Raw genomic sequence first — 26,322 nt, forward strand, 5'->3', positions numbered from 1 at the left:
TGCATTCGAAATCAAAAATATATGAAGGCGATATTGTCGCTGTGCGGTCGGGCCAGCCGGGGACAGCGGCTATCGTTCCTCCGGAGTTTGATGGTGCGAACTGCTGCAGGTCGCGCTGGAGCACGACACGCTTTGGCTGAGCCAGGCGCAAATGGGCGAGCTGTTCGACACCACGCCTGAAAACGTGATGATGCACCTGAAAAATATCTTCAACGATGGGGAATTGGCCGAGCAGGTAACTACTAAGGATTTCTTAGTGGTTCGTCAGGAAGGTGCCCGCCAGGTGCGTCGGCGCATCAAGCACTACAGCCTGAATGCCATCATTTCCGTGGGTTATCGCGTGAGTTCCAGGCGGGCTACCCAGTTCCGCCAGTGGGCTACACGGGTGTTGCAGGCGCATCTGGTCGAAGGCTACACCCTCAACGAGCGCCGTCTGGCGGAGCGGGGTATCGAGTTTGAGCAGGCGGTGAGCCTGTTGTCGCGGACCCTGGCCAACCAGCAACTGGTCGATGACCAAGGCCGGGCCGTGCTGCAGGTGATCGGCGATTGCGCCCGCAGCTGGAGCCTGCTGCAGGGCTACGACGAGCAAAGCCTGCAGGAGCAAAGCGCACGTCAGACCGACATGTGCGCCCTGGAGCTGGATGATGTGTTGGCAGCCATCACGCAGTTGAAGGCCACGCTGATGGCCAAGGGCGAGGCGACCGAGCTGTTCGGCCAACTGCGCGGCGATGGCCTGGCCTCGGCCATTGCCACCATCGAGCAGGCTTTGGCGATGAGTGGTTCTACCGCAACGTGGCCAGCCGCGCGGCGCATCAGCCGCCAGGACGACGTAATGGCCCAGGTGAACAACCATTCGGTGAACCAGGTGATGCACGGCCTGTTCCCCAAGCGCGTGCTGGACACCGTGTTGGATGCCATGACCGCCACGAGAAACTGTCGCTGGAAGTGCTGGATAACGAGACGAAGAGCCGGGCATTTGCGCTGGTGATCTACAAAATGCTCGTTGCGAGTTTCAGAGGGCAAGGCAAGGCGGTCTAGGCGGCTGGTAGAGTTTGGCTGGATCACTGTCGATACACAGGCGACATGGAGTCGCGACACGATAACGAGCGCCCCCTGCTGGCTTGGGGGCGGAAAACAACGAAGAGAACCGCCGGCATTGCTGGCACGGAGAGAGTTCATGTCTGCGATCATCAGCCCATGCGGCAAGTTTCGGTATCGCCTCGAGCGGGACGTTCAGCCAGAAGGAAAAGTATTTGCGTTCTTTGGGGTCAATCCATCGACCGCCGATGCGAGTCTGGATGATGCGACTGTCCGCAAATGGATTGGTTTTTCAAAAATTAATGGTGCTCGCCGTTTCTTGGTGGGTAACGTCTTTGCCTACCGCTCGACCGACGTGACAGCGCTTCGCACCGTTGTTGATCCAATAGGGGCGGAGAATGCCTCGCATCTGCTATCGATTGCGGCCGATGCAGACGTGCTCATCCCCTGTTGGGGCGCGCGAGGAAAAATACCCAAAGAACTCCATGCGCACCTAGAAAACACCCTCGCTCTGCTCCACGGATCAGGGAAGCCGGTTCTCGCATTCGGGCTGTCCAAGTCCGGCGACCCGCTGCATCCGTTGACGCTCGCGTATGCTACCCCTCTCGTTCCGCTATCTATGTAGACCGAGTCGCTGGCTATTGCCATTTGTGGACTCGTTAACCCGCATGGAGATAATGGGCTGCACCACCTGCCCTGCTCACTGCACTCGAACTGCGCCATCTGAAGGATGGCTTGTTCCAGCGGTACTCCAAAAGATTGAAATCCAGGTAGGATCTTTTCAGAAAATTGGAGTTTTTCTAATGTCAAGGCTCTGGCATCGAGATTTGCAATCCAGATGCCGTCGCTCAGTTTGCCGGCACGCAAGGGCAACAGACCCACATGTAACCAGGCCTTTCCGATGCAGATCACCAGCGCTAGCCGGTCTGCATGAGCACCTTTCGTGACCTTCCAGAATCGTCCCTTGTTGGGGTGCCATCGTGTTTTTGGGGAGAAAAATGCGGTGGCATGAGGCGATTTGAACTCCTCAACCGTCGTTCTGCGCCGGGCTGGGCGCGGGCGTTGGCGCAGGCGGGGCAGAGGCAGACGCGGTTGCGGCCGGTCTGCTTGGCGCGGTAGGGCGCCTGGTCGGCGCGGCTGATCAGCTTGGGCAGCGAGTCGTCCTGGTGTCCTGCTGTACCTGGCTGATGCCGATGCTCACCGTCATGTGGAGGGTCTCATCATCCACCGAGAAGCCATGGCTCTCGACCGGATAGCGGCTGGCCGTGCTGCGCGCCGAGTGGTCCACCGTTGCTGCCGGTCAGGGCGAAGGATCAGGCGGGCGCCGTTGGCCGGGTCCCGGCGGATCTCGATGCGGGACGGCTGGCGCCTGCTGCGCCGACGGAAGTGCCAGGCATCCTCCGGCTCGGTCTCGCTCACCCTTTTGAGAACGCCCTTGGCAGGCCGGTCCTGTCCGAGACGAAGCACGCGGCGCCGGCGTGGTGATGATCCAGGACATTGCGCAGGCGGCGGGCCAGTTGCTGCGGATCCTGCGCGCTGGTGACGCGCAGCAGGAGCAGCATCACCAGCAGCGGGCGCGAGGAGGTGCCGGAACTTCGCAGGGGCATGGCGGGCAGCCGGGAGGAGATGCGCACATGCGAGCCTGACACCGAACGGCCGTCACCGCGGGCGCGTCGGCACCCACCGGAGCTTTCAGGGCGCTGCGGGGGTCGGTGCGTCCGGCTCCACCAGTCGCTCGTCGCGCAGCGCCTGCCAGAACTCGCCCGGAATGCGCGCCCGCAACTGCTGCATGTACTGCGCCGGGCGCTGCGGATTGGCAGTACCCGGGATCACCGCCAGCACCGCCGGGTGGGCCAGGCAGAACTGCAGCGCCGCCGCGCGCATGTCGACGCCAAAGCGCGCGCAGACGGCCTGGATCCGCGCGGTTTTTTCCGTGATCGGCGCCTGGGCCGGGGCGTAGTCGTAGTGCTGGCCGCCGGCCAGTACGCCCGAATTGAACGGGCCGCCGACGACGATCCCGACGCCGCGCTCCAGGCACTGCGGGAACAGCTTGTCCAACGGCTCGCGCTGTTCCAGCAACGAATAGCGGCCGGCCAGCAGGAACACGTCCGGGTCCGACTGTTGCAGCGCCAGCCGGCACGGCTCGACCAGGTTGACGCCCAGGCCCCAGCCGCGGATGACCCCTTCCTCGCGCAACCGGGTGAGCGCCTTGGCCGCGCCCTGCATGGCCTGAGCAAAATATTCGTGCCACTGCGGCCCGTACTGGTCCTCGGACACGTCATGGATGTAGACGATGTCCAGGCGTTCCACCCCCAGGCGTTTCAGGCTGTCCTCCAGCGAGCGCCGGGCGCCGTCGGCGGAATAGTCGATCACCCGCCTGTAGGGCGGTTCGTCGACGAAGGGCCCGGCGTTTTCCGGGCGGTCGGCCGGTTGCAGCAGGCGGCCCACCTTGGTGCTGAGCACGAACTCGTCCCGCGGCTTGCCGGACAGCAGCCGCCCGAAGCGCTGCTCCGACAGCCCGGCGCCATAGTGCGGCGAGGTGTCGTAAAGGCGGATGCCGGCCTCCCACGCGGCCTGCAGCGTGGCGTCGGCGACGGCTTCGTCGACCGGGTGGAACATGTTGCCCAGCGGAGCGCCGCCGAGGCCGATGTTCGGGATGGAAATGCGCATGGGCTCCTCCTTTGGTTAGTGGCTTGGCCGCCACGGGCCGGGTGATCTCATGCTAGCTCCGAGCCCGCCGCGCCGGGTTCGTTCCCCGTCGGGCCGGCGCTGAGCAAGCGGTTGGTCGCGGCGCGGACTTTCCCCTGCGCGGCTGACCCGGCCAGGCGGCGCCGGCTGCAACTCGGGGCCGGCTGGAACTCGGGAAGGGGCCTTCGCTTCTATATTTTCCAGCCGCGCAGGCGCCGTGCCGAAAAGCCGCTTTTGTGCAGGCCGGCAGGGGTCGCGCAAGGGGCAGGGCGCTGCACTCTTCCGCGCAGCCGGCAGGCCCGGAAAAGCTCAAGCCGACGCCGGCGCGGTACACTGCAAGCGAACCGCATGACCAACGCCCACAGGCTGCAAGGCCTGGGGCCCTACGCGAGGAGAAAGTCTGATGAAAGCTGTCATCGTCACTGCGCCGGGCGGCCTGGACCGCCTGGAAGTCCGTGAACTGCCCGACCCCGGGCAGCCGGGGCGCGGGGAGATCCGCGTCGCCTTGCACGCAACCTCGCTGAATTACCACGACCTGATGGTCGCCAATGGCACCAGCCCGGCCGGCGACGGCCGGGTGTTGATGGCCGACGGCGCCGGGGTGGTGGAGGCGGTAGGTGAGGGGGTCAGCGAATTCCGTGTCGGTGACCAGGTGGTGTCCTGCTTCTTCCCGCAATGGCCGGATGGCCCGGCATTCGGTGCGGTGGGCGGCTTTCAGGGCACGCCCGGGGACGGCATCGACGGTTACGCCGCGCAGTATGCGGTGCGTCCGGCCACCGCGTTCACCCATGCGCCGAAAGGCTGGAGCCATGCCGAGGCGGCGACCATCACCACGGCCGGCCTGACCGCGTGGCGCGCGCTGATCGGTGACGGCCTGCTCAAGGCCGGCGACAGCGTGCTGGCGCTGGGCACCGGAGGCGTGTCGATCCTCGGCCTGCAGATCGCCAAGGCAATGGGCGCGCGGGTCATCGTCACTTCCTCCTCGGACGAGAAGCTCGCCCGGGCGAAGGCCCTCGGCGCGGATGCCGGCATCAATTACCGCCGCCAGCCCGAATGGGGCCACGCAGTGCGCGAGCTGACCGGCGGGCACGGCGTCGACCACGTCCTGGAACTGGGCGGCCCCGGTACCCTGACGCAATCCATCCAGGCGGTGCGGGTCGGCGGGCACATCTCACTGATCGGCGTGCTCACCGGGCGCCAGGGCGAGGTGCCGACCGCGCTGCTGATGGTCAAGCAGGCACGTCTGCAGGGGCTGATCGTCGGCAGCCGCCGCCAGCAGCAGGATTACGTCGCGGCACTGGAGCAGACCGGCATCCGCCCGGTCATCGACCGCAGCTTCCCGCTGGAGCAGCTCGCCGAGGCGTTTCGCTACCAGCAAAGCGGCAGTCATTTCGGCAAGATCGTGGTCGAGTGGTAAGCGCCGCCCCGCTTCGCGCATGGCGGCCGGCCGCCAGCGGGGGGCCGCAGCCCCCGCGGCCTCGGTCAGGCTGGCGGCCACTCCAGGCGCGAATCACGGCAGTAGCTCGCGCAGCGTCGCCAGGCTGTCCGCTTTCTCCACCGGCTTGTCGCGACGCCAGCGCAGCATGCGTGGAAAACGCACGGCGAGGCCGCTCTTGTGGCGGCTGCTGGCGGCGATGCCTTCGAAGCGGAGTTCGAACACCAGGCTCGGCGTCACGCTGCGCGCCGGGCCGAACTTCTCCTCCGTGGTGCTGCGGATGATGGCGTCGACCTGGCGCGTTTCCTCGTCGGTCAGGCCCGAATAGGCCTTGGCGAAGGGCACCAGGGTGCGGTTCGGATCGCCCGGTTCGGCCGTCCCAGACGGCGAAGGTGAAGTCGGTATAGAGGCTGGCGCGGCGGCCGTGACCGCGCTGGGCGCAGATCAGCACGGCGTCCACAAGAACGGATCGATCTTCCATTTCCACCAGACGCCGACGTCGTTGGTCCGGCCGACGCCGTACCGCGCATCGCGCATCTTGAGCAGCATGCCCTCAGCACCCCATCGCCGGGCGCCGCCGCCAGGTACTGGCGTATGCCGGCGCTCGACCTGTTCGCCGGCTGCCGCCGCTCACCGTCTGGGGCGATGATGGCCGGCGGCGGGCCGCTCGCGCCGGCGCACCAACCGTCTGGGAGCTAGTCGGCTGTCAGCACCAGGCGCGCGGTGCTGTCGCGGAAGCAGCGGGCGATGTTCGTCTCGTTCTCCGGGTTGTAGACCAGCGCCAGGCCGATCTCGCGCGTTTGCGGCGGGTCGTTCAGTTCCAGAAAGCGCACCCGCTCGCCGGACCGGCGGCCGTGCAGTGCCGGCACCAGCGCCACACCGAGGCCGGCGGTGACCAGGCTAATGGTGGCCTGAATCTGCGCCGTCTCGTGCACCACCCGGGGCAGGAAGCCGGCGGCCTGGCAGGCGGCGGTGACGGCGAAGTGCAGGCCGCTGGACTCCGCTTGCGCATAGGATACGAAGGGCATGCCGGCCAACTCGGCCAGGTCGACGCGGGTGCGATCCGCCAGCGGGTGATCGGCCGGCACCACGGCGATCAGCCAGTCGCGCTCTACGGTCATGATGCTCACCTCATAGCGGCCGACGATCGGCGAGCGCACCAGGCCGATATCCAGCCCGCCCTTTTCCACTTCGGCGACGATGCGGTTGGTCGTGTATTCCCGCAGCACCAGTTCCACGCCGGGAAATTGCTGGCGGAACGGCGGCACCAGCCGCGGGATCAGCGACAGGGTGGCCGAAGCCACCGAGCCGATGGTCAGCACGCCGCGCATGCCTTCCACCGTCTGCAGGGCGCGGCGCTGCGCCTGGTCGAGATGGAACAGCGCCGTGCGGATGTCCAGCAGCGCGGCCTCGCCGGCCGGCGTCAGGCGCACCTGGCGTGTCGAACGTTCGAACAGCGGCGCGCCGAAGCTCGCCTCGAGCTTGCGGATGGCCACCGAGAGCGGTGGCTGGGAGATGTTCAGCAGCTCGGCGGCCTTGCGGAAGTTGAGCGTTTCGGCGAGCACGACGAACTGGCGAAGCTTACGGACATCCATGGCATTGATACCTGATCGACTATCAATCGAAGTCAAAACAATATTGGAAATCCCGCGGGCCTGTCACTAGTCTCAATGAAAATAACAACGATCCGGAGCCATGCGATGTCTGCGTCCATCACCTTGGTCGGCCAGGGCCGCTACTGGCAGGAACTCGAAGTCGGCCAGCGCTTCCGCACCTTCCGCCGCACCGTTACCGAGAGCGACCTGGTCGGCTTCATCGGCGTGACCGGGCAAACCGAGGTGATTTTCATCGACGCCACCTTCGAGGGCGCCATCAAGGGCGGCCGGCCGGTGCCCTCGGCGCTCACCTACAGCCTGATCGAAGGCATCCTCATGCAGACCCTGTTGCAGAACGCCGGCCTGGCGCTGCTGGAGATGCAGCAGCGCATCACCGCGCCGGTGCTGGTGGGCGACAGCATCCATGCCACGGTGGAGATCACCGAGGTGCGGCCGACCTCCAAGTCCGGACGCGCCGTGGTCGCTTCGCGGGTCACGGTGATGAACCAGGCCGACCAAGTGGTGATGGAGTACGACATCAAGCGCCTGGTCGCCGGTCGTCCAGACTGAGGAGGCACCATGTTGCAGAGCCTCGATTTCATGCCCATCCCGTCGCGCTACGACGCCTTGCGCGAGGACGTGCGGCGCTTCCTCGGCGATCGCCTGACTGGCTTGCCGGCGGACCTGCGCGCGCACAGCTGGCAAGGCTTCGACGCCGACTTCAGCCGGGCGTTGGCCGCCCGCGGCTGGGTGGGGCTGACCCTGCCGAAAGCTTATGGCGGCGCCGAACTGGATGCCTTCGCCCGTTTCGTGGTGGTGGAGGAGCTGCTGTGCGCCGGCGCGCCGGTGGCCGCCCACTGGATCGCCGACCGGCAGAGCGGCCCGCTCATCCTGCGCTTCGGCAGCGAGGCGCAGAAGGCCTTCTACCTGCCGCGCATCTGTCGCGCGCAGGCGTTCTTCTGCATCGGCATGAGCGAGCCGAATTCAGGCTCGGACCTGGCCAGCGTGCGCACCCGCGCCGAACGCACCGCGGACGGCTGGCGGCTCAACGGGCAGAAGATCTGGACCACCTATGCCCAGCACAGCCACTACATGATCGCCCTGGTGCGCACTTCCGGCACGCCGGGCGACCGCCATGCCGGGCTGTCGCAGCTGATCGTCGACCTCAAGGCGCCGGGAGTAGAGGTCCGCCCGATCCGCGATCTCACCGGTGCCGAGCATTTCTGCGAAGTGTTCTTCCACGACGTGATGCTGCCGGCCGAGGCGCTGGTCGGCGAGGAAGGGCAGGGCTGGAAGCAGGTGACGGCGGAGCTGGCCTTCGAGCGCTCCGGGCCGGAGCGGCTGTATTCCTCGATGGTGCTGCTGGACGCCTGGCTCGACTGGCTGCGCGAGCGCGACGACCACAGCGACGCGGTGCTGGTCGGCCGGCTGGTCGGCCAGCTCAGCGTGCTGCGCGCGCTGTCGGTGGCGGTGACGGCGAAACTTGCCGCCGGGCAGAGCCCGGTGATCGAGGCGGCGCTGGTCAAGGATCTCGGCACCTCGTTCGAGCAGGCGCTGCCGCTGCTGATCGCCGACGCGATCGGTGCCGGAGACACGACGCCGCCGCCGGTGCTGCGCCGCACCCTGGCCTATCTGTGCCAGATCGCCCCGGCCTTCTCGCTGCGCGGCGGCACCCGCGAAATCCTCCGCGGCATGATCGCCCGCGGCCTCGACCTGCGCTGAGGAGCCTGCCATGCGCATCGATACCTTTGTTGCCCGAGGCGCAGGGCGGCGCCGGTGCCAACCTGGAAACCGCCGGCGAGCTGCTGTTCGCCTGCGGCGCCCGGGCCTGGCCGCTGGCGCTGCCGACCACGCTGTGGGTGCGCGCGGCGCTGGCGGTCGAGGGCCGCGCCGCGCCGGAGGGTGCCATCGCCTTGGCGCTGGGCGAGCGCGACGGCGAAGCGGTGGTCTGCCAGGACGTCGCTTACGCGGCGGTCGTCGACTGGGTGCTGGTGGCGCTGGATGACGGCGCCTGGCTGTTGCCGATGGACGCAGCCGAGCAGGAGGCGCCGGGCATCCACGGCAGCCTGCTGGCGGACCTGCGCTGGCCGGACTTGCCGGCGGGCAGCGTGTGCCTGGAGATCGCTCGCGACTGGCGCGCCATCGGCGCCGCGCTGTTCGCCACGCTGATCGCCGGTGCGGCCAGCCGGGTGCTCGAGCTGTCGCTGGGCTATGCCGGCGAGCGCAACCAGTTCGGCAAGCCGATCGGCAAGTTCCAGGCGGTGCAGCAGCAACTGTCGGTGCTAGCCGAAGAGGTGTTCGCCGTGCGCATGGCGGCGCGCCTCGCCCTGCGTGGCGACGATCTGCAACCGCCGCCGCTGCTGGCGGCCGTCGCCAAGGCCCGCGCCAGCGAGGCAGTGGGCACAGTGAGCGCCATCGGCCACATGGTGCACGGCGCCATCGGCATCACCGAGGAACACGACCTGCAGTTATTCACCCGGCGCCTGCACGAATGGCGGCTGCAGTTCGGCAGCGAGGCGTACTGGCAGCAGCGGCTGGGCCAGGCCGTGCTGGAACGCCCTGGACGGACGCTGGATTTCATCCGCCAGGTTCCAACGCAGGCTGAGCGGTTCGAATAATCACAATCAAGGCTGCCCGCGGTATTGCGCCAACGGACGGATCAACAGGGCGGCTACAGGAGACTCACTATGGTGCATGGCATTTTCCACACCTTCATTTACCGAAAACCCGTGGCAAAGACGTTATGAGTTGTCGTTGTTCTGTTGGCAATGAGTAAGAACCCCAAACCGGGGCCGACCATCACTAAAAACAAAAAGGAAATATCGACATGCCAAGTAAAGAATCTGCAGCGCTTGCTGATTTATACCGGTCATGGGTCGCCGCCATGACGGCCCAGCCTGACATGGACCTTGAAGAGATCCGTCGTCTGTTCAGTCATTGGGGTGACGTGACCGCCGATCCGACGCGCGTCGACTACCTGGAAATCGAGTTCAAAGGGATTTCGGCGATGTGGGCGATCCCCCACGGTGCTGTCCATGATCGCGTTCTGCTTTGTTCCCATGGCGGCGGTTATGTCGTCGGCTCGATGTACTCACACCGCAAGCTCTTTGGCCATATTGCCAAGGCGGTGGGCTGTCGGGCGCTGATCGTCGATTACCATCGCGCCCCAGAGAACCCGCATCCCGGTCCTGTCAATGACATGGTCACTGCCTATCGCTGGTTGCTGGAGTGTGAAGGGCTGAAGCCGCAACATATCGCGTTGACGGGCGACTCCGCCGGCGGTGCGCTTGCGCTCACGACAATCGCCGCCGCGCGGGAGGGTGGGTTGCCGCTTCCGGTGGCAACCATGCCGATGTCCCCTTGGTCCGGAATGGACCTCTCGGGCGAGACTTACGAGACAAACAAGGACAGGGACGCGCTGGTTTCGCGGGATACTACCCAAAACCTTGGCAGTCTTTTCATCGGCGAGAAAGGCGATCCAAAGGATCCTCTGGCAAATCCGCTCTATACCGATTACTCGAATTTCCCGCCGATATACCTCACGGTCGGAGACGCTGAGACGCTTCTCGACGACAGCCGGCGCATAGCGGAGCGGGCAAAGAAAGCGGATGTGGATGTCAGGCTCGAGGTTTTTCCCGACATGCAGCATGTTTTCCAGTTTCTCGCGGGAACTGCACCTGAAGCCGACAATGCAATTAAGGGTATGGCCGAATGGGTTCGCCCGAAACTTGGCCTGAGCTGACTTTTGCAGCGGAAATGTGCCCAGGCGCAAGAAGCGAGAAAGAACTGCGTCTACACCTGCGGTAAGCGATTCGTCTGGGTCCACAAGTTAAGAGGCATAATAAAATGAGTCTTGGTGAAAAAACACAACAGACCACTAATGCCGACATTAGCGAAGGCGAGCTGGACGTTGTCGTGGTAGGCGCTGGCTTTGCTGGCTTGTATCAACTTCACAAGCTTCGCGAGAAGGGCTTCAAGGTGAAGCTCCTCGAGGCTGGTTCGGATATCGGCGGCATCTGGCACTGGAACCGCTATCCCGGCGCGCGCGTGGATAGCCACGGCGCGCTTTATCAGTACTCGGATCCCGCTTTGTGGAAAGACTGGGCATTCAAGGAACTCTATCCGGATTGGCAGGAACTCCGCGAGTATTTCGACCATGTCGATTCAAGGTGGGATCTGCGCAAGGACGTCATGCTCGACACGCGCGTGACCGGCGCCGAGTTCGACGAGACCAGCCGCAAGTGGACAATCCACACCGAGGGCGGTCGGGATTTCGTGGCGCGCTTCTTTGTCTTTTGCACCGGATTCGCGGCCAAACCCTATATCCCGAATTTCAAGGGACTCGATAGCTTCAGGGGTGAGATCCATCATACCGGGCTCTGGCCTCAGGAAGGCCTCGATATGACCGGCAAGCGCATCGCCGTAATCGGCAGCAAGCGGGGTTCAGGTTGTCCAGGAGGCGGCCACCGAAGCCAGCCACCTGACGCATTTCGTTCGCACACCCTGCCTGGCCATTCCGATGTGGCAGCGAACGATGAGCGAAGCCGACAACGAGGAGATGTGGCGCGACATGCCTGCCGACATGGCAATGCGACTCAAGACGTTCGGCGGCTTCAACTACGATTTTGCCCCCTGGGGTGTCTTCGATGTCGCGGACGAGGACCGTGAAGAAGTATTCGAGCGCCTCTGGCAACGCGGTGGCTTCTGGTGGTGGCTGAACAACTTCAAGGACGTTATCTTCGATGAGAAGTCCAACCGCGCACAGTATGACTTCTGGCGCAAGAAGGTTCTGGCGCGGATCAAGGATCCCAGGCTTGCCGAGATCTACGCACCGGAAGAGCCGCCGCATCCCTACGGCGTCAAGCGTCCGTCGCTGGAGCAGAACTTCTATGAAGTCATACAAAGGGATAATGTCGATGTGGTCGACCTGAAGCGCGAGGCAATCGAATGCTTCACCGAGAAAGGAATCAAGACCAGCGAACATGAGTATGAATTCGACATAGTTGTCATGGCGACAGGTTTCGATGCGGTGTCCGGCGGACTGACCTCGCTGGACGTAAAGGGAGTTGACGGCCGCACGATTGGCGAGAAGTGGAGCGATGGCGTGCGAACCCAGTTGGGAATGGCCACGAATGGGTTCCCGAATTTGTTCTTCCTCTATGGCCCGCAAAGCCCGAGCGGCTTTTGTAATGGTCCCACCTGCGCCGAGGCACAAGGAGACGTGATGGTCAAGATCCTTGAAAAGCTGCGTGGTGAAAATATAACCCGGATCGAGGCTCAATCCGACGCTGAGAACGCATGGCGCAAGACCTGTCTGGAGGTAGCCGACATGACGCTCTTCCCCAAGGCCGATTCCTGGTATATGGGCGCAAACATCCCGGGCAAGCCGCGTGAGCTTCTCATGTATCCGGCAGGGCTGCCCTCGTATCTCGCGGCATGCGAGAAGTCAATTGCAGAAGGGCTCTCAGGTTTTCAGAAGTTTGATAGCTGAATGAATCTGCGCGACATATTGGCCTATGTTATCTGAATTTAACTCGAGTAAGGGTTTTACAAGATCTCAGTATAAAAACAAAGAAAAGGAGAAGGCGTCATGCGTCTAAAGAATAAACTTGCAGTCATCACTGCCGCCGCATCCGGGATGGGCAGGGCTGGCGTGGAAATCTTTTCGAATGAGGGCGCGCGCGTTGCAGCGATCGATCTCAATGAGGAAGGACTGGCTTCGCTTAAGGAGGAGATGAAAGGAAAAGGTATTGATATAGTCACCATCACTGCAGATCTTTCCACAGAAAGCGGGGCACGCGACAGCCTTAACGCTGCCGCGAAAGCATTGGGCGGTCTTGATGTGCTCTGGGCTCATGCGGGGATACCTGGGCCGGCTGGCATCGAGCAAGTAGACATGGCGGCATTTCGCAAGTCAATCGCAGTAAATGTCGAAGCGGCAGTCATTGGTGCCGGCGAGGCGGTGGGCTACATGCGCAAACGTGGGGGTGGTTCAATTATTTTCACCAGCTCGATATCCGGACTTGTAGGGTCAATGTGGAGTCCGCTCTATTCCGCAGCCAAATTTGGTGTTGTCGGCTTGGCCAAATCGCTATGCCAAACCTATGCATCCGACAATGTGCGCGTAAATGTAATCTGCCCCGGTCTGACTGATACGCCAATGGCCTTGGAGTTCACGAGCCGTAAGGGTGATCCGGAAGAGGCTGCCAGAAACAAGGAAATGATGATTGGGTCAGTACCACTGAAACGGCTCGGGCGTCCTCAGGACATGGCACAGGCCGCCTTATGGTTGGCATCGGATGAGTCGGCCTATGTTACAGGCGTGGCTCTTCCGGTGGATGGAGGGTTCACCGCAAAATAACATAAAGGCTCACGGAAGCCATCCCAGACACAATGGCATTCCTATGCGCGAGGGCTTTATCTGTTCATCATGTCGAAACTGGCGGTCTACCGTGGGTATATCGCGGACTGATTTTACGGATAGATGAAGTGCTGTAAGAAAAATAAAAATAATATAGGAATAAGAATGATGAAAAATAATCAATATTTTGTGCAGTTCACAATTGCTGTTCAGTGCTTTATGTTGTGCACTGCCGTATATGCGCAAGGCTTACAGCCGCACGATTTCGTGCCCGCTCCTGCGGGAACTCACCTTGGCCTGTTATATTATTTTGGCAGTACTTCGGATACTTTGGTTGACGGCGATGGTCACGAAGTGAAGGACTCGAGCCTCGATAGTAATGTAGGCCTTCTTCGCTATGTCTACTATTTCGACATCGGGGATATGCGTGCCGACGTGAACGTGCTGCAGCCCTTTGGAAGTTTGAATAACATGAGGGTAGGCGGTAGCGACATTGATACCGATGACTTCTCCATGGGAGATCTTACGCTTGTCGGTACGATCTGGCCTTTGAACGACCCTGAAAACGAACGCTACTTTGCTATTGCCACCTATCTCACCCTGCCAAGTGGCAATTATTCTTCTAGTGAGCCTGGTTTGGGTTCCAACCGATGGTCTACCTCCATTCAGCCAGCTTTCCTAACCAGGATTGCTCCCCAGTGGACGGTTGATCTTGCGGGGGACATTACTTTCTATGGTGACAACGATGATGGCCCTGACGGAGCGAATGTCGACAAGGATCCGAGCTTTACCGCGCTCGGTTGGCTTAATTACCAGGCGACAGCCACGACGATGCTCTCGCTGGGAGGCACGACAACCTGGGGAGGGGAGGAGAAGATCAAAGGTGATGTCCGTGGCTCGGACGTGAAAACAACCACAATACGGGCGGCCTGGACGCAGATGCTCAATCCGAAAACTCAGTTCCTGCTAGAGGTCGGACACGATGTGGACGCTCAGAGTGCGTACGAGCGCGATGTAGAGGTGATTCTACGGCTCGCAAAGTTTTTCTGAGTTTTTATGAGCGGTGCTGAAACGGTGGATCACATATATTTTTATAAAAAAATACCACTGACCGTTCTGCATAAATAGCAAGAGCTAACCTAGCTGCTGGCGCCATATCTAGTGGAGCCGTTAAGGATTGGGAGGAAATTATGACGTATATCACAGAAGCGCCTGGCACCATGGTCGATGCCGTTGTGATTGGCGCAGGTTTCGGTGGTCTCTACCAAGTTAAGAAATTGCGAGATGATCTGAAGTTGAATGTTCAGGCCTATGACAACGCCTCCGATGTGGGCGGCACATGGTACTGGAATCGCTACCCCGGCGCGCTATCTGACACCCCCAGCCACGTCTACCGCTACTCTTTCGACAAGGAGTTGCTGCAGGAAAGCACCTGGGAGAATACTTACCTCACCCAACCGGAAATACTAAATTACCTTGGAAGGTTTGCCGACAAACACGATCTGCGCCGCAGTTATAAATTCGAAACGAGGGTTACTGCGGCGCAATATGATGAGAGCACGTGTCTGTGGACGATCTCAACCGACAAGGGCGAGAAAGTCACAGCTAAGTACATCGTGTGTGCGCTTGGGCTTCTTTCGGCTGTCAATATTCCTGACATCAAGGGGATCAATGACTTCAAAGGTCAGATCATCCACACTGGACAATGGCCTGTAGGGATCGAGCTACAGGGCAAGCGTGTGGGCGTGATCGGCACCGGCTCGACTGGCCAGCAGGTGATCACCGCTGTTGCCCCTATAGCCAAACATTTGACAGTATTCCAGCGCACGCCGCAGTACAACGTTCCTGTCGGAAAGCGCCCGCAATCAGCCGAAGAGATCGCCGAAATCAAGAAAAGCTACGATGCCATCTGGGATCGAGTGTTCAACTCAGCGGTAGGCTTCGGTTTCGTGGAATCGACGATACCCGCTATGTCGGTGTCTGAAGAAGAGCGTGATCGCATCTTCCAGGAGGCTTGGGACGAAGGCGGCGGCTTTCGTTTCATGTTCGGCACCTTTGGCGACATTGCGACGAACGAAGCCGCCAACAAAGCTGCCCAGGAATTTATAATTAAGAAAATCAGGCAGTTAGTAAAGGATCCCAAAACCGCCGAACTGCTGGTACCGAAGGATCTTTATGCGAAGCGGCCGTTATGTGCACATCACTATTATGAGGTTTATAACAGTGACAATGTCTCTTTGCTCAATGTTAAGCAGAATCCGATCGTGGAAATTACCGAAGGCAGCGTGCATCTTGCGGATGGCACGGTATGCGACCTCGATGTTTTGATCCTGGCGACTGGCTTTGATGCTGTCGAAGGCCACTACATGAAAATGGACATTCGCGGCCGCAGCGGCGAAACGCTGGCGGAACGCTGGAAAGATGGACCTGGCGGCTATTTGGGGCTTTCTGAAAGTGGATTTCCGAATTTCTTCATGATCCTGGGTCCGAATGGTCCCTTTACCAACCTGCCACCATCAATCGAGACACAGGTCGAGTGGATATCGGACATCATCAAATACGCCGTCGAGAATGACATCGTGGCCCTTTATCCCAAGGCAGATGCCGAGGAGGAATGGCTGCATACATGCCGGTCCATCGCCGACATGACACTCTTTCCGAAAGCGGATTCGTGGATTTTCGGAGCAAACATCCCAGGCAAGAAAAACGCTGTTCGCTTCTATTTAGGCGGTCTGGAGAACTACCGGAATGCCCTAAAGGAGGTTGCAGACTCCGGTTATTCGACGTTCTATTCAGAACGAGCCCAGTCAATTTCGAGAGAATGATTAAATATATTCCGGCAAAGCCGGGGGATTACCCTATTTATTAAAGTAACAATAGGGTGCGTACGGGTCTAACATTCAAATACTGAGGGAGGCGTAAGAATGAATAGGATATCGGGAAAAGCGGCCATTATCACCGGAGGTGCGTTGGGAATGGGCAAGGCCCACAGCGAATTATTGGCAGCTGAAGGCGCCATCGTATTTGTTACCGACATCGACGAAGCCGGTGGCAATGCAACAGTCGAAGGCATTCGGAGCAGCGGAGGGCAAGCCAAATTCATCAAACATGATGCAGCGAGCGAAGCAGACTGGAATGCGGTCGTCGCAACCGTTAGGAAAGAGGTGGGCCGGCTCGATATTCTTGTCAACAACGCCGGCATCCTGATCATGAAGCCGGCACATGAGACCGAGCCTGCTGAATGGGACAAAGTTTTCAATGTCAATGTCAAGGGTGTCTACCTGGGTATCCGCGCCTGCGTGCCTTTGATGAAGGAAAGTGGGGGTGGGTCCATCGTCAATATTTCATCGATCTACGGGATCGTCGGTGCACCGTCGGCCGGCGCCTACATAGCCAGCAAGGGCGCGGTGCGTCTTATGACGAAATCCTGCGCCGTCGATCTGGTTCAATATGGCATTCGCGTTAATTCAATCCATCCCGGTGTTATCGATACGCCAATGACCCAGGATCTGCTGCGCGGCGATGCCGAAACGCGGGGTGCGCTGATGGGCCCTACCCTGTTCAGCCGACCGGGTCGGCCTGAGGAGGTATCAAAGGCTGTACTGTTCCTGGCATCCGATGAATCGTCCTTTATACATGGCTCGGAGGTCGTGGTAGACGGCGGTTACACTTGCAATTGAGCTGTCTGGCGCCGAACGGAGCAGCCCAGAAACCCGTTTAATCGTGACCGCCAGCGAAAATCCGAGTCGGTGCGCACTTTAGGCGTTCTACCAGAACCGTACCGACCTGGATTTATTGGGGATGATTCTTGCAAAAAAAGTATTTAAGGGAGCGTGAAAATGATCACGTGTCACCCGGATTACGCGCTCGGCGGGCGTCGACAGTCGGGTTTCGGGCATGAAGGCGGGATGAGGGGCTGGAAGCCTATCTAATCCATAAGTTCGTTGCGGAAACTGAAATCTGAGGAGACGACAATGAAGTGCTTATCCCTAATCGAGTTCGGCAAACCGCTGGTATCGGAAGCTCGTTCCGATCCAATAGTTACTGGCTCCGAAATTTTGTTGCGCGTAACTGCCAATGGTGGTTTGTCACAGCGATCACCATATCCGGGAGGGATGCTTATAAGCTGGGCCATGGTCAGACGATGAAGTTTGCTGACCGTGGCTTAAAGCTGCCTGTTGTGATGGGCCACGAACCCATGGGACGCATCATCGCGGCGGGGCTCGAAGCCGGCGACCCGGAGCGGGACAAAGATTTCATTGTTTATCCATAATATATCAACGCGGGGCCTATATTCCGCATCGCCATTCGACCGTCCGGCCACTGCATTCTCTCGGGTGTTGACGAGCTGGCTTGTCGTCGGTCTGATGCTGCGCTGGGTGAGGAAAGTACATTCCAACTAATACAATGGCTTATCAGGGACCGAGCAATTCGCTTGTCACAACTAAACAAGTGAGGAAAAGATAATGACTCGACCTACTTTTATTCTGAACGGAGAGTCTCGGGACATGGGAACCCTGGGCACCTTGCCATTAATGGATCCGGCGACCGAAACCGTTATTGCCCAAATTCCAAAAGCGGGCCGGGCTGAGGCGATTGATGCCGCGCAACTTGCTGCGGAAGGCTTTATTGAATGGTCCGCGGTTTCGCCTTTTGAACGAAGCAGGATCCTTCGCGCCGCCGCCGCGATCATGCGGGAAGAAGCGGATGCCGCCGCCGCTGATATGACTCGCGAGCAGGGTAAGCCCTTGAGGCAGGCGCGGGGTGAATGGATGATTTCTGCCGAGAGTCTCGAATGGTTTGCCGAAGAGGGGCGTCGTACCTACGGTCGCCTTATTCCGGCGCGGTCGGCCAATATGACATGTGCCGTGCATCAGCGACCCATCGGGCCGGTAGCGGCCTTTACTCCATGGAATTTCCCCGCTTTTACGCCGATGCAGAAGCTCGCTCCGGCGTTGGCGGCTGGCTGCTCCGTGGTTTTGAAACCTGCTGAAGAAACGCCCATGACAGCGTGGCGCATCTGTCGAGCGCTGCTTGCCGCGGGATTGCCGCCCAAGGCTATTGGATTAATTTGGGGCGACCCAGCTGAAATTTCCGATGCGCTAATTGAAGCTCCTGAAATCCGCAAGGTTTCCCTGACCGGCTCCATCCGCGTTGGCCGCTTGATCGCTAGCGCCGCCGGCAGAGAGCTCAAGAAAGTCACTATGGAGTTGGGCGGTCATGCGCCGGTGATCATTGCTCGCGATGCCGATCTATCCCGACTGATTCCATTGGCGGCAGAATGGAAATTCCGGAACGCGGGGCAGGTATGCGTTTCGCCGACTCGCTTTTTGGTCGAGGCACCACTTTATGACGACTTTGTTGCTGGTATGGCGGAGGCGGCTGAGAAAATTGTCGTAGGTAATGGGGCGAATCCGAACACCGTCATGGGGCCATTGGCAACCGCGGCACAGCTGACGAAGGTGTGTGCACTTTACGACGACGCTGTCGGCAAGGGCGGTCGTGTCGTTGCTGGCGGGAAGCGAATCGGCAATCACGGCTGGTTCTTTTCTCCTACCGTCCTTGCGGATATGACTGTAGAGATGCGTGCCATGAACGAAGAGCCCTTCGGCCCGCTGGCGCTGGTGATGAAGGTCGACAATATTGACGCAGCCCTGGCTGAGGCGAACCGGCTGCCAGTCGGGCTCGCTTCATATGCCTTTACGGAGTGTTCCCGGACGCGGCATCGCATTATTTCGGGCATTAAGGCTGGGATGCTGGGCGTCAATCATTTTGCCTTGGCGATGCCCGAGACGCCTTTCGGCGGTGTGCTTGAAAGCGGAATGGGGTCGGAAGGGGGAATGGAAGGCATAAATGCCTATCTAACTCCATTTCTGGTCACCGCACAGGAATCATGATGAAAACACCGAGCGGTTCGGAAAGTCTGCAGAAACCAACATCAATGCTGTTCGCCCTTGTCTAGTGAGGATGAACAAGTACAGTAAAAATTAGGTTCCAGATGTCTCCTTCGCACATGTACCGGACGAATGCATTAAAAATTATGCCACACCCTCCCCACTTCCCTAGTTGTCTTAGAGACCATGACCTGGTCGTTCCGCCCGGATGGAGGCGATTGAGGTGTATAGAAATCCCAGTCCTGCAGTCTAGGAAACTCAGTTTCAGACGGTTTGATTTTCGCCGTCACCTCGCGCTCGCGTCATTATGCTTGGCATCGAGTGTGTTTTACATCCTGTCTTCGGCTGGCGCCTTTTCGGCAGATTCCGTTTTCAGCGGCGCGGCGGTGATCAGTCTGATCGCTTTCATCCGCTACCGGGGACCGGTGGCCAGTCATTGTGAATTGAAAGGAAGGCTGCATGAACGCCCATCTCACCACGCTGGACGGACTGCGCGTGCTTGACCTGTAGCGGGTGCCCGTCGGCCCCTGGGCGCCGCCGCCGGGTGTGCACGTACTTTTTGATGTATTGCTTTGCGAATACGCCCTCCGTGGGCATGCTTTTGCGAATTATTGAATCGATGAAGGAAGGCTGCATGAACGTTCATCCCACCGCGCTGGACGGCCTGCGCGTGCTCGACCTGTCGCGGGTGCTCGCCGGTCCCTGGGCGACGCAGATGCTCGGCGACCTGGGCGCCCAGGTGATCAAGGTGGAAAGCCCCTCGGGAGGCGACGACACCCGCCGCTGGGGTCCGCCGTTCCTCGAGCGGGGCGAAGGTCCCTGGGACGCCGCCTACTACTTCTGCACCAACCGCAACAAGCGGGCGATCGCGGTGGATTTCGCCCAGCCGGAAGGCGCCAACATCCTCCTCCGGCTGGCGGCCCAGGCGGACGTGCTGGTGGAGAACTTCAAGGTCGGCACCCTGGCCCGCTACGGGCTGGACTACGCCAGCCTGCAGGCGCTCAACCCGCGGCTGGTGTATTGCTCGATCACCGGCTTCGGCCAGACCGGCCCCTACGCCGGGCGCGGCGGCTACGACTTCCTGGTGCAGGGCATGAGCGGCCTGATGAGCGTTACCGGGCGGCCGGACGAGGAGTCCGGCGGCGGGCCGATGAAGGTCGGCATTCCGGCCAGCGACCTGTTCTGCGGGCTGTACGCCGCGGTGTCGATCCTCGCCGCGCTGCACCACCGGCACGCCAGCGGGGAAGGGCAGCACATCGACTGCGCGCTGCTCGACAGCCAGGTCGCCCTACTGGCCAATCAAGCAATGAACTACCTGATCGGCGGCCAGGTGCCCCGCCGGCTGGGCAACGCCCACCCGAACGTGGTGCCGTACCGCGACTTCGCCGCCGCCGACGACTACATCCTGGTGGCCTGCGGCAGCGACGGGCAGTTCCGCGCGTTGTGTCGCCTGCTCGATCGCCAGGAGCTGGCCGCAGACCCGCGTTATGCCAGCAATGCCGGGCGCAGCGCGAACCGTCGCAAGCTGGAGCTGGAGCTGGCCCACGCCATCGCCCGCTGGCCAGCCGCCGAGCTGCTGGCGGCCATGGCTCGCGAAGGCGTGCCGGGCGGGCCGATCAACCGTCTCGATCAGACGTTGGCGGATCCGCAGGTGCAGGCCCGGGAGCTGTTGCAGACGCTGCAGCGCGACGACGGCACGCCGGTGACGGTGATCGGCTACCCGGCGCGGCTGTCGCGAACGCCGGCGAGTTACCGGCAGGCGCCGCCGCGCTTTGCACAGGACACCCTCGAAGTGCTGAGGGAAACACTCGGACTGGACGCGGACGAGTTGGCGGCACTAGTGGCGCGCGGCGTGCTGGCGGCCGCCACAGCCCCGCGCAGCGGTTGAGGCGCGCGGCGCCTGCGGGCCGCGCAGCGGCGCAGCGCTCGTCCCCCGGTAGGGGCCTGGCCATTGCCCGTGCACCGGCCGCCGCGCCGGCGCCATCCAGAGCCTGCTGGCCACCACCAGACTGAACGGCATCGAGCCTGCCGCCTGGCTCAGGACACCCTGGAAAACTGCCTACCTGGCCCAACAGCCGGCTCGATGAGCTGCTGCCCCTCGGCGCCTCAACTGAGTAAAGGTGGGACGGCTGAACGTTCGAACGACTGAGCTGTTCAATCTTTCACGCAACAGATCAGGACCAATGACATGCCCGACCCAAAGACGAGCCGAATGCTGGAGAAAGCCCCCTCGAGTAACCGGCGGCACCTGTTCCATTGGTTGCAGAGGGCCCTTCGCCAGGCAGCGTACTGGACAATTCGATCGGCCCAGCCTAAAAAGACGCACCTCGAACTCGGTAGCGCATAGTGCTAGTCAGCAGTCGTATTTTTAAAAGCAGGTAGATCGTGAAAGAGAAAAAGCCAATAGACCCTGTTCGGCAAGCCGAAAAAAACCGTGCGCATCGGATCGGCTGGGCAATCGCCGTGGCCGGCATCGTCGCCGGTTTCATTCTGGTAATGATGAAGCCGACGTGACTTGGCTCGGCTTATCCTTGAGGCCTGCCGGTTCACCCACCGGTTACTGCGTCTATGGCTCGCCCAGACAGGCCACTAGCATTCGATTAGGTGGTTTGTTGTACTTGACGTCCAAACCCGGGGCCCGAGCGGGTGTTATTGCCCTTGGCCAGGCGGTCGTAGAGCACCACGTTGACCGTTGCCGCCAAATTCATGCAACCGCTGGTGGGGATGTAGACCACGTCTTCGCACCAGTCCCGGATCTCCTGGCTCAGCGAGCCATCTTCTGCCCCGAAGATGTACAACGCGCGATCTGGATGTGTGTACTCGGGAAGAGGGCGCGCACCTTCGACCAGTTCCACCGCGACCGGCACGCAACCGAGTGGCAGGATCTTGCGCAGGTCATCGATGTTGATCAGCGGGATGTCCTGATGGACTTTCTTGGTGTCGGTGACGAAATCCCTGGCGCGGTCATAGCGGGTCCCGGTGTAGAACACTGAAGCGGCGCCATAGCAGCCCGCCGCACGCATGACCGCCCCCACGTTGGTGGGTGATTTCGGATTGCTCAGGCCGATGCAGGCATATCGTTTGTTGCTCACAGGGGAAGCCTCGCGCCGGAAACGCGCAAGTATACGGGACAGCTCGTTGGAGGTCGGCTCGAGTCGCCTGCTGCGATCAAGGGATGAGTTTGTTTGCGCGCAGCTTGGCGCAAACCGCAAAAAAAAATGCAGGATTTACGCTTACCCGCAATGACACAGAGTGCGAACCTATCGCGATGATAGGCAAATTTGCTGTTCAGCGCTCTGCATGCTTCGAAGCACCATGAGGTCGCTTGATAGCAGCATTTTTAAATCTTTTAGAAGATTATAGTGACAAATAATCCGTCAAATATGTCGTTCAGGCTGCCTGGGACTGTTTGCTAGGTTCTATTCAGGGGCGCGTCAACGCGCCAACGACAACCCTAAGGAGCAGAACATGAACGCTGAGTCTGGAGAAAACACTGATGGCGGCTGCCCGTTCGGTCACGGTGCAGGTGCGCCTCGCAAACGCCCAACCAATCGAGACTGGTGGCCTGAGGCGCTGAGTCTCACTTCACTCAATCAGCACTCGCCACGCTCCAATCCATACGGTGGCGATTTCGACTATGCGGCCGCGTTCAGTTCACTCGATCTCGCTGCGGTGATCGCCGACCTGCACGCCCTGATGACTGATTCTCAGGATTGGTGGCCGGCGGACTTCGGCCACTACGGCGGCCTGTTCATCCGGCTCGCCTGGCACAGCGCCGGCACCTACCGCATCACCGATGGCCGCGGCGGCGCCGGCGGCGGCCAGCAGCGCTTCGCCCCGCTCAACAGTTGGCCCGACAACGCTTCGCTGGACAAGGCCCGGCGCCTGCTGTGGCCGATCAAGCAGAAGTACGGGCGCAACCTCTCATGGGCCGACCTCTACGTGCTCACCGGCAACGTGGCGCTGGAGTCCATGGGCTTCAAAACCTTTGGCTTCGCCGGCGGCCGTGCCGACACCTGGGAGCCGGAAGAGCTCTTCTGGGGGCCTGAAGGCACCTGGCTGGGCGACGAGCGCTACAGCGGCGAGCGCCAGTTGCACCCGGGTCTCGGCGCCGTACAGATGGGCCTGATCTACGTGAACCCGGAAGGCCCGAATGGCAACCCGGACCCGAAAGCCTCAGCGATCGACATTCGTGAAACCTTCGCCCGCATGGCGATGAACGATTACGAAACCGTCGCGCTGATCGCCGGTGGTCACACCTTCGGCAAGACCCACGGTGCGGGCGACCCCTCGCTGCTGGGGCCGGACCCGGAAGGCGCCGTGATCGAAGATCAGGGCCTGGGCTGGCGTAGTCGGTTCCAGACCGGAGCGGGCGCAGACGCCATCACCTCCGGCCTCGAAGTCATCTGGAGCCAGACGCCGACCCAGTGGTCCAACTACTTCTTCGAAAACCTGTTCAACTTCGAATGGGAGCTGACCAAGAGCCCGGCCGGCGCGCACCAGTGGGTCGCGAAGGATGCTCCGGAGGTCATGCCGGACCCGTTCGACCCGAACAAGAAGCGCAAGCCGACCATGCTCACCTCCGACCTGGCACTGCGCTTCGATCCAATCTACGAACCGATCTCGCGGCACTTCTTGGAGAACCCGGAGGAATTCGCCGATGCGTTCGCCAAGGCCTGGTTCAAGCTGACCCACCGCGACATGGGGCCTATTGGCCGCTACCTCGGCCCGCTGGTGCCGCGGGAAACGCAAATCTGGCAGGACCCGATTCCCGAGTGTGACGATCCGCTGATCGATGAAGCCGATATCGCTGCGCTTAAGCAGAGGATTCTGGGATTGGGCTTTTCCGTGTCTGAGCTGGTGTCGGTGGCCTGGGCTTCGGCATCGACCTATCGCGGCTCGGACAAGCGCGGCGGCGCCAATGGCGCGCGTATCCGCTTCGCACCGCAGAAGGATTGGGAAACCAACAACCCGGCCCTGCTGGCTCGTGTGCTGGAAAAACTGGCCGAGGTCCAGGCCGAGTTCAACGCGTCGGCAACCGGTGGCAAGAAGGTCTCCATGGCCGACCTGATCGTGCTGGCCGGCTGCGCCGCGATCGAAAAAGCGGCTCAGGATGGCGGTGTGAACGTCACCGTGCCGTTTACACCGGGTCGGATGGATGCCTCGGAAGAGTGGACCGATGCGCAATCCTTCGAAGCGCTACGCCCGGTCGCCGATGGCTTCCGCAACTACTACCACGAGTCGCACTTCATGGCGCCCGAGGAAGCGCTGGTCGACAAGGCGCACCTGCTTCGTCTCAGCGCGCCGGAAATGACCGTGCTGGTGGGCGGCATGCGGGTACTGGGCACCAATGCGGACGGCGGCCAGGAGGGCGTGTTCACCAACCGCGTGGGCACACTGTCCAATGACTTCTTCGTCAACCTGCTGGGCATGCAGAACGAGTGGGTCGCGACCGAGCACAAGAACCGCTACCAGGGGCTCGACCGCAAGACCCGCCAGCCTACCTGGACCGCCACCCGCGTGGACCTGATCTTCGGCGCGCAATCGGAGCTGCGTGCACAGGCCGAGGTTTACGGCATGGCAGACGGCAACGAGAAGTTCGTGCAGGACTTCGTCAAAGCCTGGGACAAGGTGATGAACGCGGACCGGCTCGACATTGGCAAACCTGCCGATAACTTCAGCCAGAAGCTCTCAGCCTAAGCCTTTCGACGGCGCCTTCACGGGCGCCGTCTGAAGCGCTACTCGGTACGCAAGCGACCCACCAACTGCTTGGCTTGGGTGCGCTGCTGAGTTCGCGCTGCTCTCGACTTCCGTTGCCTGTCCCGACACATGACGGACCGCGTCGTTGATGACGACTACGTGTCGGTTGATCTCTTCCGTCACCAGGTGCTCCTCGATGGCGGTAGCGATCTGCGCGGTCATGTCGCGAATCATCTGCACGGCACCCCTCGATATTCCCGAAAGCTCCCTCGACCTCTCCGGCCCGCTCGATCGCCTTGGTTGACTCGGACAGACTGCTATCCATGCTCACCGTCACTTCGGAGGTGCGGCTGACCGGCAGGTTGGCCGGCGCAGATTTCGAGCGGCACCAGGCGACACAACCTGTCGCAGCGTCCGAACTTGTTGACCACTGCATTTCACTCAGTCAGCTAGGCACTCTGGCCTATGGCTATTTCCGGCGCAAATAAATGAAAGGGGCCGCTGAATTGTCTACTGGAGGCAGGGCCCTGTGCTGATGAATTCAACCGTTCGGTTTATGGTTGGTGGACAAACCGCCGGCTATCTTACCGGTGCCGTGCCGCAACCGGTCCGTATTCCCCGATCCTCGGCGGATTGGTCGTGGGGACAGGATGTGAACCACTATTTCCTCGAATGGAGCTACAACATGTTTAACAAAAAGACCCTGCTCGCCCTCCTTATCTCTGCCGCTTCTGCCAGTGCCATGGCCGCAGATAGCCGAGCCTACATCAACCAGGATGGTAACAACCAAGAGGTTACCGTGACTCAGGAGGGCAGCACCCAGTTCGCTCTGGTTTTCCAGGATGGCGAAGGGAACATCGGCACGACCGGCCAATCTGGCTCCGAAAACAATTCCGCTGTCTATCAGTCGGGCGATATGAACCAGGCTATTGTCACTCAAAACAGCGTTAACTCTGCTTCCGTGGTCGTTCAAGCTGGCGTTGAGAACCAGGCCGAGATTCTGCAGGTTGCCACTGGAAACACATCCTTGGTCTACCAAGCCGGCGAAGAAAACAACGCCCAGGTCACCCATGGCGGTGGCGGTAACCACCTCTCGGCGGTGAATCAGGAGGGCATGCGCAACGATGCCACCCTGAGCCAGGGCGGCAATGCAAACTGGTCCTTCATCGCCCAAGTCGGTAACGGCAACAGCGCTAACGTTGGCCAATATGGCGATGGCAACTCGTCTGAAGTATTTCAGAACGGCGACGAAAACATTGCCACTGTCAGCCAGAAAGACACCGGCATTGTCCTTGCGGAGCAGTTCGGAACAGGCAACGAGCTCCTTGTTACCCAAGGCGATCTGGCAACTGCGGACATCCTCCAGACTGGTGAGGATAACTACGTCCGTGCCGACCAAACGGGAAGCGACAACTATGCAGAAGTTGAGCAGGACGGCCAACTGAACGAAGCCTACATTACCCAATCTGGCCTTGCCAACGATGCCTATATCGCTCAAAGCGGAATGGGCAACATGGCTGTCGCCAATCAGTCCGGTATGAACGATTACGCTTCGATCATTCAGACTGGCTCGGCCAACATGGCCACCGTCACTCAGCAGTAAGCCTCACG

Annotated in this window: 22 protein-coding genes and 3 pseudogenes; 19 read left to right on the top strand and 6 right to left on the bottom strand. The window is 60.9% G+C overall.

Features of this window, described 5'->3' with window-relative positions:
* Positions 1–190 precede the first annotated feature (190 nt).
* The 3 genes and pseudogenes from rhuM to NA637_RS16050 all read left to right on the top strand — a co-directional run.
* Positions 191–394 (top strand): annotated as a pseudogene (rhuM, locus tag NA637_RS16040) (RhuM family protein); the annotation flags it as partial.
* 408 nt (positions 395–802) lie between these two features.
* Positions 803–1,038 (top strand): annotated as a pseudogene (locus NA637_RS16045) (hypothetical protein); the annotation flags it as partial.
* Positions 1,039–1,177: 139 nt separating this feature from the next.
* On the top strand, positions 1,178–1,663 hold the full coding sequence (locus NA637_RS16050) for a DUF1643 domain-containing protein (protein WP_256073335.1): 486 nt from the start codon (positions 1,178–1,180) through the stop codon (positions 1,661–1,663).
* A gap of 790 nt (positions 1,664–2,453) precedes the next feature.
* Here the strand turns inward: NA637_RS16050 and NA637_RS16055 are convergent.
* Together NA637_RS16055 and NA637_RS16060 are read right to left on the bottom strand one after the other, a co-directional pair.
* A complete protein-coding gene (locus tag NA637_RS16055) occupies positions 2,454–2,672 on the bottom strand; it encodes a hypothetical protein (RefSeq protein ID WP_256073336.1) in 219 nt (72 codons plus the stop codon).
* Positions 2,673–2,730: 58 nt separating this feature from the next.
* On the bottom strand, positions 2,731–3,708 hold the full coding sequence (locus NA637_RS16060) for an aldo/keto reductase (RefSeq protein WP_256073337.1): 978 nt from the start codon (positions 3,706–3,708) through the stop codon (positions 2,731–2,733).
* A gap of 421 nt (positions 3,709–4,129) precedes the next feature.
* Between NA637_RS16060 and NA637_RS16065 the strand changes: the two genes are divergently transcribed.
* Positions 4,130–5,143: a zinc-dependent alcohol dehydrogenase family protein gene (locus NA637_RS16065; RefSeq protein ID WP_256073338.1), complete on the top strand. Its 1,014-nt coding sequence runs from the start codon at positions 4,130–4,132 to the stop codon at positions 5,141–5,143.
* Between the two features lie 93 nt (positions 5,144–5,236).
* On the opposite strand, the pseudogene NA637_RS16070 reads toward NA637_RS16065, so the two are convergent.
* Both NA637_RS16070 and NA637_RS16075 read right to left on the bottom strand, forming a co-directional pair.
* Positions 5,237–5,734: pseudogene (locus tag NA637_RS16070) on the bottom strand (ATP-dependent DNA ligase); the annotation flags it as partial.
* 122 nt (positions 5,735–5,856) lie between these two features.
* On the bottom strand, positions 5,857–6,756 hold the full coding sequence (locus tag NA637_RS16075; protein ID WP_256073339.1) for a LysR family transcriptional regulator: 900 nt from the start codon (positions 6,754–6,756) through the stop codon (positions 5,857–5,859).
* Between the two features lie 105 nt (positions 6,757–6,861).
* Here NA637_RS16075 and NA637_RS16080 point away from each other — a divergent pair, with 105 nt between their 5' ends.
* From NA637_RS16080 to NA637_RS16145, 13 genes are all read left to right on the top strand, one after another.
* Positions 6,862–7,326 carry a MaoC family dehydratase gene (locus NA637_RS16080; protein WP_256073340.1) on the top strand — a complete coding sequence of 155 codons (465 nt, stop codon included), beginning with the start codon at positions 6,862–6,864 and terminating at the stop codon, positions 7,324–7,326.
* Positions 7,327–7,335: 9 nt separating this feature from the next.
* Positions 7,336–8,478 carry an acyl-CoA dehydrogenase family protein gene (locus tag NA637_RS16085; RefSeq protein ID WP_256073341.1) on the top strand — a complete coding sequence of 381 codons (1,143 nt, stop codon included), beginning with the start codon at positions 7,336–7,338 and terminating at the stop codon, positions 8,476–8,478.
* A 29-nt stretch (positions 8,479–8,507) separates the two neighbouring features.
* Positions 8,508–9,374: an acyl-CoA dehydrogenase family protein gene (locus NA637_RS16090; protein ID WP_256073342.1), complete on the top strand. Its 867-nt coding sequence runs from the start codon at positions 8,508–8,510 to the stop codon at positions 9,372–9,374.
* A gap of 209 nt (positions 9,375–9,583) precedes the next feature.
* Positions 9,584–10,498: an alpha/beta hydrolase gene (locus NA637_RS16095; protein ID WP_256073343.1), complete on the top strand. Its 915-nt coding sequence runs from the start codon at positions 9,584–9,586 to the stop codon at positions 10,496–10,498.
* A gap of 104 nt (positions 10,499–10,602) precedes the next feature.
* Positions 10,603–11,424, top strand: a complete 822-nt coding sequence (locus NA637_RS16100; RefSeq protein WP_256073344.1) for a flavin-containing monooxygenase — start codon at positions 10,603–10,605, stop codon at positions 11,422–11,424.
* Between the two features lie 922 nt (positions 11,425–12,346).
* Positions 12,347–13,117: an SDR family NAD(P)-dependent oxidoreductase gene (locus NA637_RS16105; protein WP_256073345.1), complete on the top strand. Its 771-nt coding sequence runs from the start codon at positions 12,347–12,349 to the stop codon at positions 13,115–13,117.
* Positions 13,118–13,285: 168 nt separating this feature from the next.
* Positions 13,286–14,167: a transporter gene (locus NA637_RS16110; protein ID WP_256073346.1), complete on the top strand. Its 882-nt coding sequence runs from the start codon at positions 13,286–13,288 to the stop codon at positions 14,165–14,167.
* 140 nt (positions 14,168–14,307) lie between these two features.
* Positions 14,308–15,942 (top strand): flavin-containing monooxygenase, encoded by a 1,635-nt coding sequence (locus NA637_RS16115; protein WP_256073347.1) that lies wholly within the window; start codon positions 14,308–14,310, stop codon positions 15,940–15,942.
* A gap of 99 nt (positions 15,943–16,041) precedes the next feature.
* Positions 16,042–16,797, top strand: a complete 756-nt coding sequence (locus tag NA637_RS16120; RefSeq protein ID WP_256073348.1) for a glucose 1-dehydrogenase — start codon at positions 16,042–16,044, stop codon at positions 16,795–16,797.
* A gap of 464 nt (positions 16,798–17,261) precedes the next feature.
* Positions 17,262–17,390, top strand: a complete 129-nt coding sequence (locus NA637_RS16125) for a hypothetical protein (RefSeq protein WP_256073349.1) — start codon at positions 17,262–17,264, stop codon at positions 17,388–17,390.
* Positions 17,391–17,583: 193 nt separating this feature from the next.
* Positions 17,584–19,014 (top strand): NAD-dependent succinate-semialdehyde dehydrogenase, encoded by a 1,431-nt coding sequence (locus tag NA637_RS16130; protein ID WP_256073350.1) that lies wholly within the window; start codon positions 17,584–17,586, stop codon positions 19,012–19,014.
* Positions 19,015–19,645: 631 nt separating this feature from the next.
* A complete protein-coding gene (locus NA637_RS16135) occupies positions 19,646–20,899 on the top strand; it encodes a CaiB/BaiF CoA transferase family protein (RefSeq protein WP_256073351.1) in 1,254 nt (417 codons plus the stop codon).
* A 497-nt stretch (positions 20,900–21,396) separates the two neighbouring features.
* Entirely contained in the window at positions 21,397–21,525 is a 129-nt protein-coding gene (locus tag NA637_RS16145; protein ID WP_256073352.1) for a hypothetical protein, read from the top strand.
* Positions 21,526–21,611: 86 nt separating this feature from the next.
* Here NA637_RS16145 and NA637_RS16150 read toward each other — a convergent pair whose 3' ends face one another.
* On the bottom strand, positions 21,612–22,103 hold the full coding sequence (locus tag NA637_RS16150; protein ID WP_256073353.1) for an RNA methyltransferase: 492 nt from the start codon (positions 22,101–22,103) through the stop codon (positions 21,612–21,614).
* Between the two features lie 376 nt (positions 22,104–22,479).
* On the opposite strand from NA637_RS16150, the gene katG reads away from it, so the two are divergent.
* Positions 22,480–24,711: a catalase/peroxidase HPI gene (gene katG / locus NA637_RS16155; RefSeq protein WP_256073354.1), complete on the top strand. Its 2,232-nt coding sequence runs from the start codon at positions 22,480–22,482 to the stop codon at positions 24,709–24,711.
* Here the strand turns inward: katG and NA637_RS16160 are convergent.
* Positions 24,703–24,951 carry a hypothetical protein gene (locus tag NA637_RS16160; RefSeq protein ID WP_256073355.1) on the bottom strand — a complete coding sequence of 83 codons (249 nt, stop codon included), beginning with the start codon at positions 24,949–24,951 and terminating at the stop codon, positions 24,703–24,705. The genes katG and NA637_RS16160 overlap by 9 nt on opposite strands.
* A 295-nt stretch (positions 24,952–25,246) precedes the next feature.
* Between NA637_RS16160 and NA637_RS16165 the strand changes: the two genes are divergently transcribed.
* Positions 25,247–26,314 (top strand): hypothetical protein, encoded by a 1,068-nt coding sequence (locus NA637_RS16165; protein WP_256073356.1) that lies wholly within the window; start codon positions 25,247–25,249, stop codon positions 26,312–26,314.
* Positions 26,315–26,322 lie beyond the last annotated feature (8 nt).

It is taken from the genome of Stutzerimonas stutzeri, assembly GCF_024448935.1.
Classification (GTDB): Bacteria; Pseudomonadota; Gammaproteobacteria; order Pseudomonadales; family Pseudomonadaceae; genus Stutzerimonas; species Stutzerimonas stutzeri_AO.

Bases quoted from the DNA above. Each gene is read 5' to 3' on its own strand.
- NA637_RS16065 (WP_256073338.1), top strand. From the start codon at position 4,130: ATGAAAGCTGTCATCGTCACTGCGCCGGGCGGCCTGGACCGCCTGGAA.
- NA637_RS16125 (WP_256073349.1), top strand. From the start codon at position 17,262: ATGAAGTTTGCTGACCGTGGCTTAAAGCTGCCTGTTGTGATGGGCCAC.
- katG (WP_256073354.1), top strand. From the start codon at position 22,480: ATGAACGCTGAGTCTGGAGAAAACACTGATGGCGGCTGCCCGTTCGGT.
- NA637_RS16095 (WP_256073343.1), top strand. From the start codon at position 9,584: ATGCCAAGTAAAGAATCTGCAGCGCTTGCTGATTTATACCGGTCATGG.
- NA637_RS16165 (WP_256073356.1), top strand. From the start codon at position 25,247: ATGAATTCAACCGTTCGGTTTATGGTTGGTGGACAAACCGCCGGCTAT.
- NA637_RS16120 (WP_256073348.1), top strand. From the start codon at position 16,042: ATGAATAGGATATCGGGAAAAGCGGCCATTATCACCGGAGGTGCGTTG.
- NA637_RS16050 (WP_256073335.1), top strand. From the start codon at position 1,178: ATGTCTGCGATCATCAGCCCATGCGGCAAGTTTCGGTATCGCCTCGAG.
- NA637_RS16085 (WP_256073341.1), top strand. From the start codon at position 7,336: ATGTTGCAGAGCCTCGATTTCATGCCCATCCCGTCGCGCTACGACGCC.
- NA637_RS16060 (WP_256073337.1), bottom strand. From the start codon at position 3,708: ATGCGCATTTCCATCCCGAACATCGGCCTCGGCGGCGCTCCGCTGGGC.
- NA637_RS16100 (WP_256073344.1), top strand. From the start codon at position 10,603: ATGAGTCTTGGTGAAAAAACACAACAGACCACTAATGCCGACATTAGC.
- NA637_RS16130 (WP_256073350.1), top strand. From the start codon at position 17,584: ATGACTCGACCTACTTTTATTCTGAACGGAGAGTCTCGGGACATGGGA.
- NA637_RS16075 (WP_256073339.1), bottom strand. From the start codon at position 6,756: ATGGATGTCCGTAAGCTTCGCCAGTTCGTCGTGCTCGCCGAAACGCTC.
- NA637_RS16110 (WP_256073346.1), top strand. From the start codon at position 13,286: ATGAAAAATAATCAATATTTTGTGCAGTTCACAATTGCTGTTCAGTGC.
- NA637_RS16080 (WP_256073340.1), top strand. From the start codon at position 6,862: ATGTCTGCGTCCATCACCTTGGTCGGCCAGGGCCGCTACTGGCAGGAA.
- NA637_RS16105 (WP_256073345.1), top strand. From the start codon at position 12,347: ATGCGTCTAAAGAATAAACTTGCAGTCATCACTGCCGCCGCATCCGGG.
- NA637_RS16115 (WP_256073347.1), top strand. From the start codon at position 14,308: ATGACGTATATCACAGAAGCGCCTGGCACCATGGTCGATGCCGTTGTG.
- NA637_RS16135 (WP_256073351.1), top strand. From the start codon at position 19,646: ATGAACGTTCATCCCACCGCGCTGGACGGCCTGCGCGTGCTCGACCTG.